Origin of the sequence: Corynebacterium sp. 11A (genome assembly GCF_008930935.1) — a bacterium.
Taxonomy (GTDB): Bacteria; Actinomycetota; Actinomycetes; order Mycobacteriales; family Mycobacteriaceae; genus Corynebacterium; species Corynebacterium megadyptis.
The window spans coordinates 77519-96510 of record NZ_PQMR01000004.1 but is presented as its reverse complement, the minus strand read 5'-3'; the positions used below and the strand labels follow the sequence as shown (position 1 = coordinate 96510).

Below are 18992 nucleotides of genomic sequence, written 5' to 3'. Positions count from 1 at the left end.
CTAGTGTACCGACGGCGCTTTGCGCATGAGACCCACTTAGAGTGCAGAAGTAAGCCGTAGGGCGGGGGCGTCGATCTCTTCAGCAGAAGAGCGCAGCAGCAGGCTGGACTCCTTGTACTCAATGTCGAGCTCACTGTTGAGCAGGGAAACGATGTGCTCATGGAAGTACTGGGCGGCACCCTCGCAGGTGGGGTCGTCGATGCGCAGATGATCGAAACGCAGGTGGGTGGCGTCGGCAGAGGTCGAGCCCTCCCCATCGTGGGAGTAGTGCACCTCGGCCTGGAAGGGGGCGCAGCCGGTATCGCCGGCGACCGTGTGTTCGCCCAGCGACATAACGGCCTGGCCGGCGATGGAATCGGGCAGCTGGGAGGGCGAATCCGGCTGGGTGTACACATCGGTGATATACCACGCAGGCCCAGTGATCGGGCTCTCCGGGCGCTCCTCGCTGCCGCAGCCGCTGAGCAGGATGAGCGAGAGGACTGTAGCTATCGCCGCATAGGGACGCATCACTTCTCACCCCCAGCCGGAGTGGCGAGAGCAGAGAGGAAGGACTCGGCCCAGTAGTGCACGTCATGTTCCATGACGGTGTGGTTCATTGCCTGCATGCGCTCCTTGCTCTGTGTGGAATCGTCTCGCAGATCGCGGACTGCAGAGAGCAGGGCGCGTTTGATCGATTCGATATCGTGCGGATTGCACAGATAGGCGTCGTGCAATTCCGCGGCGGCACCCGCAAATTCGGAGAGCACCAGTGCGCCATCGCCTTCGGGGTGGGCGCACACATACTCTTTGGCCACCAGGTTCATGCCGTCTTTTAGCGGGGTCACCAGCATGATATCGGCAGCGGCGTAGAGATTGACCAGCTCCGTTTTGTCCACGGCGTGATGCAGATAGTGCACCACGGGGCGGCCGATCTCGCCGAAGCGGCCATTAATCCGGCCCACCGTGTGTTCCACGCGGGCGCGGGTGGTGCGATAGTGCTCGATGCGTTCGCGGCTAGGGGTGGCCACCTGAACCACGACGGTGCTGGCCGGATCGAGCGCCTCGGTGTCGAATAGTTCCTCGCAGGCGTCGAGGCGGGCCTCGATGCCCTTGGTGTAGTCCAGACGATCAACGCCCAGGATCAGTACCTCGGGGTCGCCGAGCCGGGAGCGTAGGGCGGGCACATCCGCCGAGTTGAGAGCGGCGGTGATGTCGGAGGTATCGAGCGAGATCGGGAAGGAACCGATGCGCACGCTACGGTCGGTCGCGGTGGTCACCGTGGCCCGGTAGCAGTGGTGTTCTTGTGCGGAGACATCCGTGTCAAGGTCGCACTCTCCGTCGGCGCAGTACTCGCTGATAGCGAGCTCATCGGGCTGGCCGGTATGGGAGCCGGCGAGCCCGCCGACGCTACGGGCCAGGTGGACAAAGTTGGCGGCATCGCGGTCTAAGTGGAAGCCGATTACATCGGCGCCGAGCATGCCGCGCACGATCTCCTCGCGCCACGGCAGCTGTCGAAACAGGTCGGGGGAGGGGAAGGGAATGTGTAAGAAGAGCCCGATGGTGAGATCGGGGCGCAGATGGCGCAGGATGCCGGGGACCAGCTGCAGCTGATAGTCCTGCACCCAGACGGTGGCGCCCTCTTCGGCGATGGCGGCGGTGGCTTCGGCGAAGCGCAGGTTCACCTCGCGGTAGGTCTCCCACCAGTGGCGATGATATTCGGGGGTGACGATGAGGTCGTGGTAGAGCGGCCAGAGAGTGGCATTGGAAAAGCCCTCGTAGAACTCCTCGAAGTCGCGCTGGCGCAGCGTAACGGGGTGGAGATCATAGCCCTTCTCAGAGTGCAGCGGCTCGGGCGAAACATCTGGGATGCCGGGCCAGCCCACCCACGCGCCCTCATGGGCAGCGAGCACGGGGGTCAGCGCAGAGACCAGCCCGCCGGGGCTGGGAACCCAGCGTTGATTGCCTTTCGAGTCGCGCTCGAGATCTACGGGGAGTCGGTTGGCAACGACGATAAAGGAATAGCGTTCACTGCTAGCGCTGGACACGGGCGGGCCTTACTTCTCAAGCGGAGGTGGTTCGCGGCATCGTTCCTTCCGCTCAGCGACGACGCCACGCTAGGGTCTAGGTGGCCTTTTTAGTGGCCTTGGAGCTGGCTTTCTTCGTAGCCTTTTTGCGCGTGGTCTTCTTGGAGGACTTCTTGGTGGCCTTTTTGCTGGCCTTCTTCGACGCTTTCTTCGTAGCCTTTTTGCGCGTGGTCTTCTTGGAGGACTTCTTGGAGGCTTTTTTGCTGGCCTTCTTCGTAGCCTTCTTGGTTGCTTTCTTCTCTTCCGGCTCCTCGAACTCGGCGGCCACCTTGGAGTAGATCAGCCCCTCTGGTTCGATTCCGAGCATGCACGAGAGAGTGACAGCGTCGAGGAAGTCTTCGGAGTAGCTGGACACGATCTTCCGTGCGGCTTCGGCTGTCTCCTTTTCAACCGCGTGCAGCGACTCGGCGGCAGTGGAACGGGTGTCAGTCACCTTGGGTGGCAAGGATCCTCCTGTGAGAAATAAGAGAAAGCGTAAACAGACGTCAAGGAAGCAATTATACGCCATGGGTGGCGCGGACGTGCAGCCTAGACGGGGTCAATACCGGAGTGGGGCTGCGTTGTCGTCGTCGCGGTGCTGTAGCGGCGGGGGTGGCGAATAGCGCGATAGGCACGCATGATCGGCGGGCGGCGCAGCTTGCGGGCAATCCACTCACCAAACACCACGCCCGCAGCGAGCCCACCGGCGGTGGCGACTGCCAGAGCGATATAGGTGAAGCCGTTGATCAGCTGCTCATTCAGCATGGAGTACATGCCGCGATAGACCGCTAGACCCGGCAAGAAGGGGGTCACGCCGGAGATGGCGATGATCAGCGGCGGGATCAGGAATCGGCGGGCCAACAGGCCGCCGGCCAAGCCGATCATGGTGGCGGACATGGCCGTGGAGGTCAGCGCCCCCACTCCGAGCGGCTGCAGTACCAGCAGGTGCAGGGAGAAACCGGCTGCGCCGGTAAGCCAGGCCACCGCCACGGTCGACCATTCCGCATAGGAGCCCACCGCGAAGGTCGCCGCGGCGAGTGAACCCGCCGCCACCTTCACCACCGAGGAGGAGAACTGCAGCGGGGGAGAGGTCTGAATCGGCGGCAGTTCGACGCCCATCGTGGAGGCCACCTCGATGCCGAGGGCGACGCCACCGATGATGCCGCCGGTGATGAGCATCGTTTCAAAGAAGCGGGCAGAGGCCGTGACGGGCGCGCCCGTGATGCCATCTTGAAGGGCCTGCACCAGGGTCAGGCCGGCCAGCAGCACGATGATGCCGGTAGCAATGACCTGGCTGGGGTTGAAGGACCAGCCCAATTCGGTGGCTAGGCGATAGCCAAAGGCGGCGGGCAGGGTGGCGACGAAGCCGCCGAAGACGTTTTGGAAGAAAGAGGGCATGCCCTGCCGGTCGAGCAGGATATTAATCACCATGATGGCCAGGGTGGTGGCGAAGGAGAGCGAGGCCACCAAGGCATTACCGCCGAGCAGCACCGAGACGGCGGCCGCCATCGAGGCCCAGCCCAGCACCGAAATCTTGGCGCCATAGGGCGGCGGGGCGGCGATGATCTCGGTGAGGATCTTGTCTGCCACTTCCGGTGGGGTGGCGCCGGCCTGGATAGAGCGGATAAGGCGGTCGACGTCGCTCAGCTTGGAAAAGTTCACGTCGATGCGTCCGGCCACGCGGAAGGCGCTCACCGGCCGGCGACGCTTGCCGCCCACGTGGGAGAACACGGTGATGGTGTTCATCGTGATGTCCACGTGGCAGTAGTGCAGGCCATAGGACGAGCACACGGTGTGGATCTGCGATTTCACATCGTTATTGGCGGTGCCGGAAGAGAGCAGAATATCGCCGATACGGATGGCGACGTCCATCACGAAGGCCACTTGGTCGGCATCGGTGAGGTCAATAGGTGCGAGCGGGGAGGGCGGCGCGGCGGCCTGCGAGGCGTCGATGGTGGCCACGCGGCCCGAGGGGAACACCCACTCTTTAAAACGAGAGTAAACGCTAGTCACGGAGGTGGAACTTCCCATTCTGGTGGCGAATGATAGGGGAGAGCGCGCACAGCCGTCCGCCGGCGAGGCGGAATCCGGAAATTCAGGCGTTGTACTGCGCAGATTGGCAGTCTAACGCGCCTGGGCATCTGGCGCATATAGACTGCGCACACCCTACTTTTGTGGAGCCTTAGACACGCGCCCGTCCGCGGTAGCGTGACGACGCCACCTCGCGGCGGTTCTGGCTTGGAAATCCCGGCCGCTGGACTGTAATATCGTGCCTCGTACCTCGCTGCCTATACAGGCGGTGTATGTATGTGCTGGAGTGGCGCAATCGGTAGCGCAACGGTCTTGTAAACCGTAGGTTGCGAGTTCAAGTCTCGTCTCCAGCTCAACCTGAAGGCCAGGTGTGAGCGCGTCGCGTTCGCAGCTGGCCTTCAATCGTGTGCGGGTGGGGTTCCTGAGTACCTGCTGGTTTTCCTGAGAGTAGCCTAGGAAAATAGAATGTCTACGGCTGCGAACGTGCCGTGCATGGTCACGGGCGTGGTCAGTGTTGTTTTATCGCCTATTGTCCACGACTATGAAGGGGTTGTTCCCGCATGTCCACTGCCGTTGCACCAGCACCTACTGCCACCCCCGTCGAGGTCGTGGATGCCACGCTAGCCTCGGGCAAAGCCAAGGCAGCCAAGCCGTTGGTATCGCTGATCATTCTGGGTTTCTTCGCCGGCGCCGCCATTAGCCTCGGGGCCGTGGGCAATGTCATTCTCGCCGCCCCGCAGTCGGAGGCCGATAGCATCGGGCTGCTGCGCTTTTTGGGTTCGGCGGTATTCCCCGTTGGCCTGATGGCGATCGTGCTCCTCGGGATGGAGCTCTTTACCTCGAACACCATGATGGCGGCCGGACCGCTGCGCGGCCGTTTCTCGTGGGGTGCCATGCTCCGCAACTGGGGCATCGTCTATCTCTTCAACTTCGTCGGCGCCTTCGCTATCGCTGCGGCCGCTATTAAATCTGGGCTTTTCGACGCTCAGATGACCGACTTCCTGCTCACGCTCACCGATAAGAAGGCTCACGCTGGCGCGGGCAGCATCGTGGTCAAGGGCATCCTCTGTAACGTTCTCGTCTGTGCCGCCGTGCTCATGGCCACGGCCGCCCGCCACACCGTGGGCAAGCTCTTCGGCATCTGGTTCCCGATCATGCTCTTCGTGCTCCTTGGCTTCGAGCACTGCGTGGCCAATATGTTCTACATGCCGGCCGGTCTGCTCGCCGGGGCGGATTATGGCCTCGGCGGGATGGTGTACAACATCCTGTGGGCTACCGTCGGCAATCTCATCGGTGGCGCCGGTCTCTTTATCGGGCTGATGCTTAGCCACCCTCGCTCTTAATCTGTCGCGGCAGCTACACCCGAGGCCCCTGTTCCTTCATTCGTGAGTGAGGGGCCTAGTTCTCGTTTTCGGGGTGTGTGGGGCGGCAGGGTGGCGTCGATAAGCGAAAAAATGTGAAATAGCTCACCACTCTAGACCCCTTTTCTATAGGTGAACAGGGAAATTCTTGCAGCTAGAGGATAGTGGCACGGAGAAAAAGTGGGCAGAGCGCCGGAATCCATGTAGCGTGTGCTTATCTCAAGAAGTCAAACTATTGAAGGAGAGACAATGAGCACTGTACGCGCCGGCATCGTCGGCTACGGAAACCTTGGTAAGAGCGTGGAGAAGATCATCAACGATCAGCCCGACATGGAGCTGGCCGGAATCTTCACCCGCCGCGATAGCCTCGATACCGACACCCCAGTCTTCCCCGTGGACAAGGTGGAGGACTACAAGGATCAGATCGATGTGCTGTTCCTGTGCGTCGGTTCCGCTACCGATATCCCCGAGCAGGCCGTGAAGTTCGCTGAGCACTTCACCACGGTGGACACCTATGACAACCACCACGACATCCCGCGCCACTACCGCGATATGGATGCTGCTGCGAAGCAGGGCGAGAACGTCGCCGTCGTTTCTACCGGCTGGGATCCGGGTATGTTCTCCCTCAACCGTGTGATGGCTGGCTCCTTCATCAATGGCCAGCAGTCCACCTTCTGGGGCCCGGGCCTGTCCCAAGGCCACTCCGATGCGCTGCGTCGTATCGAGGGCGTGAAGAAGGCTGTGCAGTACACCCTGCCGGACGCCGAGGTGCTGGAGAAGGCCCGCAATGGCGAGCAGGTTGAGGCCGTGCACAAGCGTCAGTGCTGGGTCGTTGCAGACGAGTCCGAGCACGCACGTATTGAGGAAGAGATCCGCACCATGCCGGATTACTTCGTCGGCTACGAGGTAGAGGTGAACTTCATTGATGAGGCCACCTTCGATGCCGAGCACACCGGCATGCCGCACGGCGGTTATGTGATCAGCCACGGTCACGCCGGTTTCTCCGAGCACCTTGTGGAATACAAGCTGCAGCTGGAGCGTAACCCCGACTTCACCGGTGGTGTGATGGTGGCCTATGGCCGCGCTGCACACCGCTTGGCTGAGCAGGGCAAGACCGGCGCGTTCACCGTGCTTGAGGTCGCCCCCTACCTGCTCTCCGCCACCCCGCTGGAGGAGCTCATCGCTCAGGTCTAAACCGCGAGCATAGCTCAGCATGCGGCCTGCTCTCAGGCCGTATGCACATGCAATCACCGGAGCCCGCTATTCCGAGGTGTCTATTCCCCTCGAGATAGCGTGAGGCTCCGGTTTTTCTGCGCTGGGGCTTATAGCGCCGCTAGGCGGGCTGGCTGCTGTGGTCCAACTCGGGTTGGCGTACCGGTAGCAGGAGCAGCGCCCCGGCGGCGAGTACGACCACGATGCCCAATACGCCCGCGCGATCGCTGCCGGACAGAGCCACGAACAGCGCGAAGAGGGCGGGGGCGAGCCAGCTGATGGCGCGCCCGGTGGTGGCGTAGAGACCATACATTTGCCCATTGCGGCCAGCGGGGCTCAGCCGCTGCAAAAAGGACCGCGATGCGCTTTGGGCGGGGCCGACAAAGAAGCACAGGATCAGCCCGAGAATCCAGAAGGCGCGAGGTCCCTCAGCGAAGAAGAGGGCGATCCCATCGAGCACCATCAGCCCCAGCGATGCGAGAATCACCGGCTTCGGGCCGAAGCGATCGTCCAGCCAGCCGGCGCCTAAGGCCCCGAGTGCGGAGATCACATTGGCGGCGATACCGAAGAGGATGACGTCGTCTGCGCCCAATCCATACACCGTGACGGCGAGGACCGCTCCGAAGGAGAAGACGGCGGCGAGCCCATCGCGAAAGACCGCGGAGGCGATGAGGAAAAAGACCGCTCGACGGTCGCTGCGCCACAGCTGGGCGATCACCCGGCCGAGGTCCTTATAAGAATCCACCACCCCGCGCGGTGTGTGCGCCTCAGGCTGTGGCTCGATCTCAGGGACGCGCAGCAAGGTGGGAAGCGCGAAGGCCCCAAACCAGGCGGCCGCGAGTAGTGCCACCATACGCACGTTGAAGCCGCCCTCGGTGGGTAGCCTCAGCAGCCCGCCATCGCCGGAGATAAACCCGAAGAAGCAGATGAGCAGCAGCACGATACCGCCGAAATAGCCCATGGACCAGCCGAAGGCGGATACTCGTCCCACATTCGCCTTGGTGGAGACCTGCCCCAGCTGCGCAAAGTAATTGACCTCCGCGAACTGGAACGTAATGCTTGCCAGACCCATGATGGTGATGCCCACCCAGAAATAGATGGGGTGATCATTGCGGATAAAAGCCAAGCTGGCCATGAGCGCCACTGTCACTGCTGACCACAACAGCAGAGCGCGTCGACGCGTGCCGCGCACATCGTTCCGGCGCCCCACAATGGGAGCCAGCAGGGCAATGGCCACCCCAGCGAGCGCGATTGCCCAGCCCAAATAGGACGATGCTGGGGTGGATCCGCTGAGCGTCTGGCCCACCGAGTCGGTGAGATACACCCCGAAGATGAAGGTGACGAGCACAGCGTTGAAGGCGGCCGATCCCCAGTCCCAGAGCCCCCAACAGAAGACAGTGGTGGAATCGGTGCGCGATGTGGTGCGGCGAGTGCCCATGATGCGTGTGTCCTCTACGAAAAATTAGGTGCCGGGGGCTTTTCGCCCATTCCGCGAAAACAGATAGCTTTCCGGTACTAAGTGAGTGCCAAGGCTCAGAATAACAAGCGCTCTGTGCTGCGCAGTCCCTAGCCGGTGCGCAGACCACCGCGCCGCCGCAGCCCGCCGGCAGCTCGGATGTGTGATCAGCGGCACGGCAAGGAATAAAAAACCAGCACACAGCCGAGAATCTGGGCCGGTGGGTCCGCTGGGCGCGGGCGGGGCCCTAGCGCGGGGCGCGGGAAAGGGGCACAGTAGAGCGGGGTGGAGGCCCTACTGCAGCTGCGCTGCACGCTCAGCGGCCCCCAATAATCCCCGCACAGAAACCTATAAGGAGAATAGTCATGGCTTCATACGCACAGGTATTGGTGAAATACTTGGAAGATCTCGGTGTCAAGCGCATGTTTGGCATCGTCGGCGATAGCTTGAACCCCATCGTGGACGCCGTGTCCTCGTCCAGCATTGAATGGGTGCACGTACGCAATGAGGAGGCCGCAGCGTTTGCTGCCGGGGCCGAATCCCTCGTTACTGGTGAGCTCGCCGTGTGCGCCGCCTCCTGCGGCCCGGGTAATACCCACTTCATTCAGGGGCTGATGGATGCCCACCGCAATGGGGCGAAGGTGCTGGCTTTGGCCTCGCACATCCCTGCGGCCCAGATCGGGTCCAACTTCTTCCAAGAGACCAAGCCGGCCGAGATTTTCCGCCAGGCCTCCGGCTACTGCGAGACCGTCTTCAGCGGCGATCAGGGCGCCCGCATTACGCATCACGCCGTGCAGTCCACCTTGGCCGGCAAGGGTGTGTCTGTGCTGATTATTCCCGGCGATGTCTCCACCCAAGAGGTAGAGGACACGCGCTGGCTGGACTCCGCGGTCACCTCCAAGCGCTCCGTGGTGTACCCGAACCCCACGGATGCCGCTCGGCTGGTGGAGGCCATTAATGAGGCCGATACGGTGACGCTGTTCTGCGGTGCCGGCTGCGCCGACGCCCGCGAGGAGGTATTTGCCCTCGCGGAAAAGGTGAAGGCCCCGATCGGTCACGCCCTCGGCGGCAAAATGTATATCCAGCACGGCAATAGCTATGACGTGGGTATGTCTGGTCTGCTGGGCTATGGCGCCTGCCACGATGCCTGCGATAAGGCCGAGCTGCTCATTCTCTTGGGCACCGACTTCCCCTACGATGACTTCCTGCCGAAGAAGAACGTGGCTCAGGTGGATATCAAGGGCGAAAACATTGGCCGCCGCACCACGGTGCACTACCCGGTGGTGGGCGATGTGAAGGCCACCATTGAAAATATCTTGGAGCATGTGGAGGAAAAGAAGGATCGCAGCTTCCTCGACAAGATACTCAAGGAGCACTACACCAAGCTCAATGACATCGTGGATGCCTACACCACGGGTGTGGAGGAATTGAAGCCCATTCATCCCGAGTATGTGGCCGATGTCCTCGATGAACTGGCGGATGATAACGCCGTGTTCACCGTGGACACCGGTATGTGCAATGTGTGGGCCGCCCGCTACATCAACAACCCCACGGGTGAGCGCACGCTGCTCGGCTCTTTCCGCCACGGCACCATGGCCAACGCCTTGCCGCAGGCCCTCGGCGCCCAGGCCGCCGACCGCGAGCGCCAGGTGATCTCCATGTCCGGTGATGGCGGTCTCGGCATGCTCATGGGCGAGCTTTTGACCGTGAAGCTGCACAACCTGCCGATCAAGACGGTGGTGTTTAATAACTCCTCTCTCGGCATGGTCAAGCTGGAAATGCTCGTGCAGGGGCTGCCGGAAAGCGACACCGACCATGAGGGTGTGAACTACGCCGCGATCGCCGAGGCCATCGGCATCAAGCACGTGCGCATCGAAGATCCGCAGGATGTACAGCCCAAGCTGGCCGAGGCCCTAGCCTATGACGGCCCCGTGCTCATCGATGTGGTCACCGATCCGAACGCGCTGTCCATCCCGCCGAACATCACCATGGACATGCTGTTGGGCTTCTCCAAGGCGGCTACCCGCACCGTCTTCGGTGGCGGCGTGGGGCGCATGGTGAACTTGGCTCGCGCCAACCTGCGCAATATCGGCCCCAGCGTCAAGCACCTCTAAGCACCTCTCCGCCCCGGCCCCGCGCCCCTGCCTTCTCGCGCTGCAAGGCAGGGGCCGGTGGGCCTCGAGTGCAGCCCCCGGCCACCCCAGCGGCAACCTCCACTTCAACCATGGCGAAAGGCTAGGGCAGAATAGAAGCCATGAGTGTGACAGTGATGGTTGTGGACGATGAACCGAACATCGTCGAATTGCTCGACGTATCGCTGAAGTTCCAAGGCTTCACCGTGGTCACCGCCTACTCCGGGCCGGTAGCGCTGGAGAAGCTCAAAACCGAGCAGGTGGATGCCTTCATCCTTGATGTGATGATGCCGCATATGGACGGCTTCGAGCTGCTATCGACTATCCGCGCCCAAGGCAATGACGCCCCAGTGCTCTTCCTCACCGCGAAGGATGAGGTACCCGATAAGATCCGTGGGCTAACCCTCGGTGCCGATGACTATGTGACCAAGCCTTTCTCCTTGGAGGAGGTGGTCACGCGGCTGCGGGTGATCCTGCGTCGCTCCCAGAGCAGCCAGCCCGCAGAGCCTGGAGGGCGCGCCGGGCAGCGGCCGGTGCTGCGCTACGCCGATCTCGAGCTGGACGATAACACCCACGAGGTGCGCAAAGCCGGCGAGGTCGTGGAGCTTTCTCCCACCGAATACAACGTGCTGCACTATCTCATGGACAATGCCGAGATCGTGCTGTCGAAGGCCCAGATCCTCGACGCCGTGTGGAACTACGATTTCGGCGGCGATGGCAATGTGGTGGAATCCTATATCTCCTATCTGCGCCGCAAACTCGATACCACCGAGCCGCACCTGATCCACACTGTCCGCGGCGTCGGCTATATTCTGCGCGTTCCGAAGGATTAATAGCCCATGGCTTCCGCCTATTCCGCCGAGGAGAATCAGCCCCGCTGGTGGCGTCGTCCCCAGCGCCTGCCCTTACGGGTGTCTGTGGTGCTCATTGTGGTCGCCATCATGGGGGTGGGCATGATCGCCAGCGCCACCGCGGTGAATTCGATCATGCGGAATTTCGCCTATAACGAGGTAGATGGCCAGCTGGTGGGTGCCGCGAGCGGCTGGGCCAGCAATAGCGAGCTCTATTCCTCCCAATCCACCCAGCCCCGCCCGCCTTCGAGCTTCTATGTGGAGCAGATCTTTAGCGATGGCACCTCGGTGCGCTATAACGATTCGAATTCCTCCCCCGATTTGTCCATGGTGCGCATCGGGGAAGGCCCCTTTACCGTGGGCGCCTCGCCTGGTTCGGCAGATGAATCGAAGTGGCGGGTGGTGGCGATCGGCGATAATCGCAGTATCACAGTGGTGGCGCGCTCGGTGGCGGACGAGGAGCGGCTGCTGCGGAATTTGCGCACCGCGCAATGGGGCATTGGCGTGATGGTGCTGCTGGCAGCGGCTGGTATCGCCGCGGTGGTGGTGCATCGTTCTTTGCAGCCGCTGCGCAATGTGGCCGATACCGCAGAAGCCATCACCGGCGGCGATCTCGATCGGCGCGTGCAGTACACCTCCCACTCCACGGAGGTGGGCAAGGTTGGCGCCGCGATGAACACCATGCTGGAGCAGTTGCAGTCCTCGCTCACCGCCGCCCAGGACAAGGAAGAGCAGATGCGCCGCTTCGTTGGCGATGCCTCGCATGAGCTGCGCACCCCGCTGACCAGCGTGCGCGGCTATGCGGAGCTCTATCAATCGGGGGCGATGAATGACCCGGATCGGGTCGTGGCGAAGGTGCGGGAAGAGGCCGACCGCATGAGCGAGTTGGTGGAGGGGCTGCTGGCCCTCGCCCGGGCGGAGGGCATGACTTTGAACCTGCAGGACACAGACCTCGTGGAGCTGTGTCAGCGGGTGGTTGGCGACTATCGTGACGCCGAAATCACCGTGGCGGCCTCAGGCCCCGCGCGGGCGACGGTGGACGCCGACAAGATCCGGCAGGTGCTGGTGAATCTTCTCAATAATGCCCGTGCTCACGGCGCCGAACCCATCACGGTGCGGGTGCAGTCCACCCCCGAGCAGGTGGAGATCAGTGTGGCCGATTGTGGCCCAGGGATGAATGAGCACGACGCCCAGCATGTATTCGAGCGTTTTTATCGCGCCGATACGTCTCGGTCCCGCGCCTCGGGCGGCAGCGGGCTCGGTTTGGCGATCGTCTCTTCGCTTGTCGACGCCCACCAGGGGCAGATCAGCCTCGACACCGCCGAGGGGCGCGGCGCCGTCTTTAGCGTGCGCCTGCCCCGCACCCCTGATCCCGACGCCTAGAAGAGATAACTGACCTCGTAGGGGCCTTCGGAGTCGCGTTTAGTTTGGCAGGCGAGACGCTGATCATCGGCCACGTCATAGTCATCGAGCACGGCGTTGTTGTCCATATGCGATTCCCCGCCTTCGAGCGTGCATTGGCAGGCCCCGCATTGGCCCATCGTGCAGGAGTGGGGTGCCGGGATGCCGGCGTCGAGCATGGCGCTCAACAACGTGGTGTCGGCGGGCCAGTCGAAACTGTAGTCCTCGCCGTCGAGCTCGACGGTGGTATGTGCCATGGTCGCGTCCCCTTAGCGGTGGGGGTAGCCGTTGTCGTCGGTGTCGAGCACCGCGCGTAGCTTGGCGGCGGCCTCGTCGAGTTTGGCCTCTTCGGGCTCGGCGATGGCGTTGCCGAAGTTGAAATCGCTCATCGCGTTGGCGGGGAAGACGTGAATGTGGGTGTGCGGCACATCGAAACCGGCGATCACGGTGCCGGCGCGCTCGCAGCCGAAGGCTTCGATCTGGGCGCGGCCCACCTGCTGGGCCAGTTCGGTGAGAGAACGCAGCTCGGGCTGGGGCAAGTCAGTCCACTTATCCACCTCAGTCACCGGGACCACAAGGGTGTGGCCATAGGTGAGAGGCCGAATATCAAGAAAAGCGACCACACGGTCATCGCGGTAGACGAAACGGGCGGGAAGTTCTCCGGAAATGATTTTCGTGAAAATGCTGCTCATACCTTCAAGGCTAGACGAGATCGCTACGCGAATGTGGCGCCACACGAGACGGGGGGTTGAGTGTGTGTGCGGTCGCTACACTAAGAGCCATGCGCATCTTGGTTATCGGGTCGGGCGCCCGCGAACACGCCCTACTGCTGGCACTGAGTAAAGACGACTCCGTCACGGATCTGCACATCGCCCCTGGTGGCGATGGCATGACGGATCTGGCGGTGTGTCATCCCGAATGGGAGGGTGCCGCCATCGACGTGGAGGATGGCGCGCAGATCACCGCGCTCGCCACCGAGTTGCAGGCCGATCTCGTGGTGGTGGGGCCGGAGATCCCGCTGGTGGCCGGGGTGGGTGATGCCCTGCGCGAGGCGGGTATCGCCGTGTTCGGCCCCTCGAAGGAGGCCGCGATGATCGAGGGATCCAAGGCCTTCGCCAAGGATGTGATGAATGCCGCTGGGGTGGCCACGGCGACGGCCACCCGTATCGAGTCGAGCGAGGACATCGAGGCCGTGCTGGACGCGTACGGCCCGCAGTACGTGGTCAAAGACGATGGCTTGGCCGGCGGCAAGGGAGTTGTGGTCACCAGTGACCGCGCCGAGGCGGCGGCCCATGCCCGCTCGGTGCTCGACGCCGGCAATCCGGTGTTGGTGGAATCCTTCCTCGACGGCCCTGAAGTCTCACTCTTCTGCTTTGTCGATGGCGAGACCGTGGTGCCGCTGCTGCCGGCGCAGGACCACAAGCGCGCCTTCGATAATGATGAGGGCCCTAATACCGGCGGCATGGGCGCCTACGCCCCCTTGCCGTGGCTGCCGGAGGATGCCGTTCAGCGCATCGTCGATGAGGTGTGCGAGCCCGTAGCCCGCGAGATGGTGGCCCGCGGCTGCCCCTATTCGGGTCTGCTCTATGCGGGCCTGGCGTGGGGGAGTGCGGGGCCCGCCGTGGTGGAGTTCAATTGCCGCTTCGGCGATCCCGAAACCCAGGCCGTGCTGGCGCTGCTGACAACTCCGCTCGCCGAGGTGCTGGCCGCGACCGCGCAGGGGCGCCTGGCGGAGCTGCCGCCGCTTGAGTGGCATGAGGGAGCGGCCCTGACCGTGGTTCTTGCCGCCGCAGGCTATCCGGCCGCACCGCAGAAGGGCGATGTGATCCATGGCCTCGGCGCCGTGGATTATGAGGGGGATTCCTATGTACTGCACGCCGGCACGAAGCGTACGGAGGCGGGGGAGTTCGTGGCCAATGGCGGCCGCGTGCTCAACGCAGTGGCTCGGGGCACAGATGTGGAAGACGCCCGGGCTAAGGCTTATGAGCTGATCGAGTCCCTCGAGCTCGAGGGCGGTTTTTATCGCAGCGATATCGCCCTGAAGGCACAGCGCGGCGAGATCAGCATCTAGCGATGCGGGACCGGCAGGGCGCCCAGCGCCCTGCCACCCAAACGGGGGCCGTCTACCCCTTGTGATCCAACAAGCCCTTCATCTTAAGTGTGGAGTAGTGCACAATGGATCCATGAGCGAAAACAGTTTTGATCCCGAGACCTACTCCACGCTGGAGCAGATGCGCAGCGGAGAATGGTACTTGCCGAAGTCCAAGGAGCCCGCAGAGGCCCGTCGTGCCGCGGCCCGCACCCTGCGTGATTTCAACAGCACCACCGATGAGATTCGTCAGCAGGACCTGTTGCTCGGTCTGCTCGGCCACTTCGATACCGAGGACACCGAGGTGGAATCGCCGATCTATATCCAATACGGCGTGCATACCTCCATCGGCAAGGGCAGCCGTATCCAGGCCAATGTGACGATCCTCGATTCCGCCGAGGTGAAGATCGGGGAGCGCGTGAATATCTCCCCCGGTTGCCAGCTCTACACCGCCATGCCGCCGGTGCACGATGCGGAGATGCGCTCCTATGGCTGGAAAATAGCCAAGCCCATTACGGTCGAAGACGATGTGTGGATTGGTCCTGGCGTCACCGTGCTGCCGGGTGTGACCATTGGCCGCAAGTCTGTGATCGCTGCTGGTTCCGTGGTGGACCGCGATGTGCCGGCCCACTCCATCGCCTCCGGAAACCCCGTGCAGGTGACGAAGGGAGTTAACCCCGGCGCCAACGCTGAGCGGGATGAGCTTCCCGCGGGAATTCCCGTCGATCTGGGGGAGAGCGACGCCTAGCGGCGCAGCCACCCCGCAGGGCAGCGCAAAAAAGTTTACTGCCTCGCACTCTGTCGCACCCGCCCGTCGCCGAGATCAGTTCTCGGTGGCGGGCGGGTGTGCGTCGTGGTCTTGGGGCGTGCGCAGCGAAAAGTGTGTGAAACGGGTGTAAGAATGAACACGCCTGTGTAACTACCTATGAACCTAAGAGAGGCATATACTAGCGCTCCATGAAACGACCTGCGTTCCTCGTGGCGGGAGGATTCCTTATCCTCATCGCCATCGGTACCGCGCTACTGAGTCTGCCCGTGGCCCATGCGCCAGGGCAGAGCTACGACTTCATTACCTCTCTGTTCACCGCCACCTCGGCGGTGTGTCTGACCGGTTTGATTGTGGTGGATACCGCCAGCTACTTCTCCCACACCGGACAGGCCATCATCATGGTGCTGATCCAGCTGGGTGGTTTAGGCATTATGACCTTGACCGTGCTGGTGAGCTGGCTGGCCCTAGGCAAAGTGGGCCTTAAATCCAGCATCACCACCACCGCCGAAGGGCGAGTTTCGCACCTGGGTGATGTGAAAAAGGCGGTGCTCACTATCGTCGGTATCTCCTTGACCATGGAGCTTGTCACCGCGATCCTGCTCGCCGCACGTTTTGCCAAGGGCTATGGCTTCACTCCCGGCCAGGCCGTGTGGCAGGGCGGATTCCACGCCGTCTCCGCATTCAATAACGCCGGCTTTGCGCTGCATAGCGACTCGCTCATTCCCTATGCCAGTGATGCCCTGATCCTGCTGCCCGTGGCGGCGGCGATCATCATCGGCGGTCTGGGGTTCTATATTGTGGCCGCCCCCTCCCAGGCGATGAAATCCCTTTCTGGCTGGTTCACCGTCTGGGGCACCATCATCCTGCTCATCGTGGGCACCCTCGGTGCGCGCATGTTCGAAGACACTTCGTGGCTGCTGTCCTTCTTCCACTCGGCAACCACCCGTACCGCCGGCTTTAACGCCATCGACATGGAAACCATCCACCCCGGCTATATCGTTCTCACCGAGGTGCTCATGGCCATCGGCGGCGGCTCCGGCGGCACCGCCGGTGGTGTCCGCATCACCACGGTGGCCGTTCTACTCGTGGTGGTGCTGGCCGAGGTGCGTGGTCGCGAAGAGGTAGATATTCGCCGCAAGCGCATCCCCAATGCCACCGTGCGCCAGGCGCTGTCGGTGATCATGATGTCGCTGACCCTGCTCGTTGGCGCTACCCTTGGGGTGACCATGCTGGCGCCGGAGCTGGGCATGGAGAAGGTGACGTTCGAAGTCATTAGCGCATTCTCTACGACGGGACTATCCCTCGGCATCACGGATGCACTGCCGCCGGCGGCCCAGCTGATCCTAATTGGGTTGATGTTCGCGGGCAGGATCGGCCCCATTACCGTGGTGGCCGCGCTCGCCTCCCAAAAACGCAGCCATCTGTCCTATCCCAAAGAAAGGCCCTTCATTGGCTAAGCAAAGAGTTGTCATTCTCGGTCTGGGGCGCTTCGGCCTCGCTCTCGGCGAGGAGCTGGTTGCCTCCGGAGTGGACGTGGTGGGCGTGGACATTTCCGAACGCGCCCTCAAAGAGGCAGAAAAGCTCACCCATAGCGTGATCGCCGACGCCACCGATATCGAGGCCCTCAAACAGCTCGGTGTGCTCGATGCGGAACACGTGATCGTGGGCATCGGCGAGGACATGTCGGCCTCGCTGCTGACAGTGAATAACCTCAAGGAGCTCGGAGTCACGGGGGTGTGGGCCAAAGCGGATTCCAAGGCGCATGCCACGATCCTGCGCTCGATGGGCGTCAATAACCTCATTCGCCCCGGATTCTCCACCGGCAAGCGTTTGGCGCATGTGATCTCCGGCCACGCCGAGGACTATATCGAGTTCGATGTGGACTATGCGATGGTCAAGCTCGCCGCGCCGCGCTGGTTGCACGGGCACCAGGTCGCCGAAGCCGAACCGGACATTGTGGCCCTTAAGCGCTCCGGGCGTAGCTTCCGGCCCACCGTGCCGGACGATGTCATCGGCCCCGATGACATTCTCATTGCCGCCGGCCCGGTGAAAACCCTCGAGCGCTTCTGCGAGCGGCGCCGCTAGTCGCCTGCCCACTCGTGGGGCGGCAGGAGAGCGTCGATAAGCGAATGCCCGCGCCTTGAGAGCGTGGCGTGCGATAATAGCCACTATGTCGACACCACGCATCTCTAATGTCCTTGCTTCCCGCTATGCCTCGCCTGCACTGGCGCAGATTTGGAGCCCCGAGTACAAGATCATCACGGAACGCCGCCTGTGGATCGCCGTGATGCGCGCCCAAGCCGAGCTGGGAGTGGACATCCCCGCCGAGGCCATCACCGCCTATGAAGAGGTAGTGGAACAGATCGACCTGGATTCGATCGCCGCTCGCGAGCGGATCACCCGCCACGATGTGAAGGCCCGCATCGAGGAGTTCAATGCCCTCGCCGGCTATGAGCACATCCATAAGGGCATGACCAGCCGCGATCTCACCGAGAATGTCGAGCAGCTGCAGCTGCACTCCTCGCTTGAGCTCATTCGCAATAAATCCGTGGCCGTGCTCAGCCGCGTGGCCCGCCTCGCCGCGGAGAACAAGGCGCTGGTGATGGCTGGTCGTTCCCACAATGTGGCTGCCCAGGCCACCACCTTGGGCAAGCGTTTCGCCTCCGCCGCAGACGAGATGCTCGTGGCGGTGCAGCGCATCGAACACCAGCTGGAGAATTATCCGCTGCGCGGCATCAAGGGCCCGATGGGCACCGCCCAGGACATGCTGGATCTCATGGGCGGCGATCCCATGAAGCTGGCCGCTCTCGAGCGCAGCATCGCCGATCACCTCGGCTTCAGCCGCACCTTCGATTCCGTCGGCCAGGTCTATCCCCGCTCCCTCGATTTCGAGGTGCTCTCCGCTCTGGTGCAGCTGGGCGCCGGCCCCTCCTCGCTGGCCACCACGATCCGTCTTATGGCGGGCAATGAGGTAGTCACCGAAGGCTTCAAGGAAGGCCAGGTGGGCTCCTCGGCGATGCCGCACAAGATGAACGCTCGCTCCTGTGAGCGTGTCTGCGGCCTGCAGGTGGTGCTGCGCGGCTATCTCACCATGGTGGCCGATCTCGCCGGCCAGCAGTGGAACGAAGGCGATGTGTTCTGCTCGGTGGTTCGCCGCGTCGCCCTGCCCGATGCGTTCTTCGCCATCGACGGCATGTTTGAAACCTTCCTCACTGTCCTCGACGAGTTCGGGGTGTTCCCCGCCATGATCGAGCGCGAGCTGGATCGCTACCTGCCCTTCCTTGCCACCACCCGCATTCTCATGGCCGCCGTGCGCGCTGGGGTGGGCCGCGAACAGGCCCACGAGGTGATTAAGGAAAACGCCGTGGCGGTGGCGCTGAATATGCGCGAAAATGGCGCCGAGCAGGATCTGATCGAGCGCCTGGCCGCCGATGAGCGCCTTCCTTTGGGCGAAGAGGAGCTCAACGCCGCCCTGGCTGATCGTCACGCCTTCATTGGTGAGGCCGAATCGCAGGTGGAGCGGGTGCTCAACCACGTCCAAGAGCTGGCCAATCAGTACCCGGAGGCAGTGAACTACACCCCAGGAGAAATCGTCTAATACCCCGCCTTGCCTGCGGGGCAGAACAAACCTGAGCATAAGGTGTGCAC

Annotated in this window: 17 protein-coding genes and 1 tRNA gene; 11 read left to right on the top strand and 7 right to left on the bottom strand. The window is 62.7% G+C overall.

What is annotated here, in order from left to right:
* Positions 1-36: 36 nt before the first annotated feature.
* The 4 genes from GBB18_RS04995 to GBB18_RS04980 form a co-directional block, all read right to left on the bottom strand.
* Positions 37-507: an META domain-containing protein gene (locus GBB18_RS04995; RefSeq protein ID WP_151550463.1), complete on the bottom strand. Its 471-nt coding sequence runs from the start codon at positions 505-507 to the stop codon at positions 37-39.
* Entirely contained in the window at positions 507-2024 is a 1518-nt protein-coding gene (locus GBB18_RS04990; protein ID WP_151549868.1) for a trehalose-6-phosphate synthase, read from the bottom strand. The genes GBB18_RS04995 and GBB18_RS04990 overlap by 1 nt, the downstream gene beginning before the upstream one ends.
* A gap of 76 nt (positions 2025-2100) precedes the next feature.
* The gene (locus tag GBB18_RS04985) at positions 2101-2508 is read right to left on the bottom strand and encodes a hypothetical protein (RefSeq protein ID WP_151529809.1); all 408 of its coding nucleotides are present in this window, start codon (positions 2506-2508) and stop codon (positions 2101-2103) included.
* 83 nt (positions 2509-2591) lie between these two features.
* The gene (locus tag GBB18_RS04980; protein WP_225979241.1) at positions 2592-4055 is read right to left on the bottom strand and encodes a threonine/serine exporter ThrE family protein; all 1464 of its coding nucleotides are present in this window, start codon (positions 4053-4055) and stop codon (positions 2592-2594) included.
* A gap of 298 nt (positions 4056-4353) precedes the next feature.
* Here GBB18_RS04980 and GBB18_RS04975 point away from each other — a divergent pair.
* From GBB18_RS04975 to GBB18_RS04965, 3 genes are all read left to right on the top strand, one after another.
* Positions 4354-4426 (top strand) — tRNA-Thr (locus GBB18_RS04975).
* A gap of 207 nt (positions 4427-4633) precedes the next feature.
* Positions 4634-5416, top strand: coding sequence for a formate/nitrite transporter family protein (locus GBB18_RS04970; protein WP_151640930.1), 783 nt, complete (start codon positions 4634-4636; stop codon positions 5414-5416).
* 267 nt (positions 5417-5683) lie between these two features.
* Positions 5684-6628 carry a diaminopimelate dehydrogenase gene (locus GBB18_RS04965; protein WP_151529806.1) on the top strand — a complete coding sequence of 315 codons (945 nt, stop codon included), beginning with the start codon at positions 5684-5686 and terminating at the stop codon, positions 6626-6628.
* 139 nt (positions 6629-6767) lie between these two features.
* Here the strand turns inward: GBB18_RS04965 and GBB18_RS04960 are convergent, their stop codons facing one another.
* Entirely contained in the window at positions 6768-8084 is a 1317-nt protein-coding gene (locus GBB18_RS04960; protein ID WP_151549870.1) for an MFS transporter, read from the bottom strand.
* A 383-nt stretch (positions 8085-8467) separates the two neighbouring features.
* Here GBB18_RS04960 and GBB18_RS04955 point away from each other — a divergent pair, with 383 nt between their 5' ends.
* The 3 genes from GBB18_RS04955 (at position 8468) to GBB18_RS04945 (ending at position 12468) form a co-directional block, all read left to right on the top strand.
* Positions 8468-10216 (top strand): pyruvate dehydrogenase, encoded by a 1749-nt coding sequence (locus tag GBB18_RS04955; RefSeq protein WP_151640929.1) that lies wholly within the window; start codon positions 8468-8470, stop codon positions 10214-10216.
* A gap of 140 nt (positions 10217-10356) precedes the next feature.
* Positions 10357-11067, top strand: a complete 711-nt coding sequence (locus tag GBB18_RS04950) for a response regulator transcription factor (protein WP_151549872.1) — start codon at positions 10357-10359, stop codon at positions 11065-11067.
* A gap of 6 nt (positions 11068-11073) precedes the next feature.
* Complete coding sequence (locus GBB18_RS04945; protein ID WP_151640928.1) at positions 11074-12468, top strand: cell wall metabolism sensor histidine kinase WalK; 1395 nt, start codon at positions 11074-11076, stop codon at positions 12466-12468.
* On the opposite strand, the gene GBB18_RS04940 is transcribed toward GBB18_RS04945, so the two are convergent.
* Positions 12465-12743, bottom strand: coding sequence for a 2Fe-2S iron-sulfur cluster binding domain-containing protein (locus tag GBB18_RS04940; protein ID WP_151529801.1), 279 nt, complete (start codon positions 12741-12743; stop codon positions 12465-12467). The two genes, GBB18_RS04945 and GBB18_RS04940, sit on opposite strands and share 4 nt — an antisense overlap.
* 12 nt (positions 12744-12755) lie before the next feature.
* Positions 12756-13178, bottom strand: a complete 423-nt coding sequence (locus GBB18_RS04935; protein ID WP_151549874.1) for an HIT family protein — start codon at positions 13176-13178, stop codon at positions 12756-12758.
* An 89-nt stretch (positions 13179-13267) separates the two neighbouring features.
* Here GBB18_RS04935 and purD point away from each other — a divergent pair, with 89 nt between their 5' ends.
* The 5 genes from purD (at position 13268) to purB (ending at position 18942) form a co-directional block, all read left to right on the top strand.
* Positions 13268-14557, top strand: a complete 1290-nt coding sequence (purD, locus tag GBB18_RS04930) for a phosphoribosylamine--glycine ligase (RefSeq protein WP_151549875.1) — start codon at positions 13268-13270, stop codon at positions 14555-14557.
* Between the two features lie 112 nt (positions 14558-14669).
* Positions 14670-15323: a DapH/DapD/GlmU-related protein gene (locus GBB18_RS04925; RefSeq protein ID WP_151549876.1), complete on the top strand. Its 654-nt coding sequence runs from the start codon at positions 14670-14672 to the stop codon at positions 15321-15323.
* 209 nt (positions 15324-15532) lie between these two features.
* Complete coding sequence (locus GBB18_RS04920) at positions 15533-16801, top strand: TrkH family potassium uptake protein (RefSeq protein WP_151550461.1); 1269 nt, start codon at positions 15533-15535, stop codon at positions 16799-16801.
* Positions 16794-17429 (top strand): TrkA family potassium uptake protein, encoded by a 636-nt coding sequence (locus GBB18_RS04915; protein WP_151529796.1) that lies wholly within the window; start codon positions 16794-16796, stop codon positions 17427-17429. Before GBB18_RS04920 ends, GBB18_RS04915 begins: the two co-directional genes overlap by 8 nt.
* 85 nt (positions 17430-17514) lie before the next feature.
* Positions 17515-18942 (top strand): adenylosuccinate lyase, encoded by a 1428-nt coding sequence (gene purB, locus GBB18_RS04910; RefSeq protein ID WP_151549878.1) that lies wholly within the window; start codon positions 17515-17517, stop codon positions 18940-18942.
* Positions 18943-18992: the final 50 nt, after the last annotated feature.

What these genes read in the sequence shown, in the direction of transcription:
- GBB18_RS04995 (WP_151550463.1), bottom strand. Translation starts at nt 507, where the DNA reads ATGCGTCCCTATGCGGCGATAGCTACAGTCCTCTCGCTCATCCTGCTC.
- GBB18_RS04970 (WP_151640930.1), top strand. Translation starts at nt 4,634, where the DNA reads ATGTCCACTGCCGTTGCACCAGCACCTACTGCCACCCCCGTCGAGGTC.
- GBB18_RS04965 (WP_151529806.1), top strand. Translation starts at nt 5,684, where the DNA reads ATGAGCACTGTACGCGCCGGCATCGTCGGCTACGGAAACCTTGGTAAG.
- GBB18_RS04960 (WP_151549870.1), bottom strand. Translation starts at nt 8,084, where the DNA reads ATGGGCACTCGCCGCACCACATCGCGCACCGATTCCACCACTGTCTTC.
- GBB18_RS04955 (WP_151640929.1), top strand. Translation starts at nt 8,468, where the DNA reads ATGGCTTCATACGCACAGGTATTGGTGAAATACTTGGAAGATCTCGGT.
- GBB18_RS04950 (WP_151549872.1), top strand. Translation starts at nt 10,357, where the DNA reads ATGAGTGTGACAGTGATGGTTGTGGACGATGAACCGAACATCGTCGAA.
- GBB18_RS04945 (WP_151640928.1), top strand. Translation starts at nt 11,074, where the DNA reads ATGGCTTCCGCCTATTCCGCCGAGGAGAATCAGCCCCGCTGGTGGCGT.
- GBB18_RS04940 (WP_151529801.1), bottom strand. Translation starts at nt 12,743, where the DNA reads ATGGCACATACCACCGTCGAGCTCGACGGCGAGGACTACAGTTTCGAC.
- GBB18_RS04935 (WP_151549874.1), bottom strand. Translation starts at nt 13,178, where the DNA reads ATGAGCAGCATTTTCACGAAAATCATTTCCGGAGAACTTCCCGCCCGT.
- purD (WP_151549875.1), top strand. Translation starts at nt 13,268, where the DNA reads ATGCGCATCTTGGTTATCGGGTCGGGCGCCCGCGAACACGCCCTACTG.
- GBB18_RS04925 (WP_151549876.1), top strand. Translation starts at nt 14,670, where the DNA reads ATGAGCGAAAACAGTTTTGATCCCGAGACCTACTCCACGCTGGAGCAG.
- GBB18_RS04920 (WP_151550461.1), top strand. Translation starts at nt 15,533, where the DNA reads ATGAAACGACCTGCGTTCCTCGTGGCGGGAGGATTCCTTATCCTCATC.
- purB (WP_151549878.1), top strand. Translation starts at nt 17,515, where the DNA reads ATGTCGACACCACGCATCTCTAATGTCCTTGCTTCCCGCTATGCCTCG.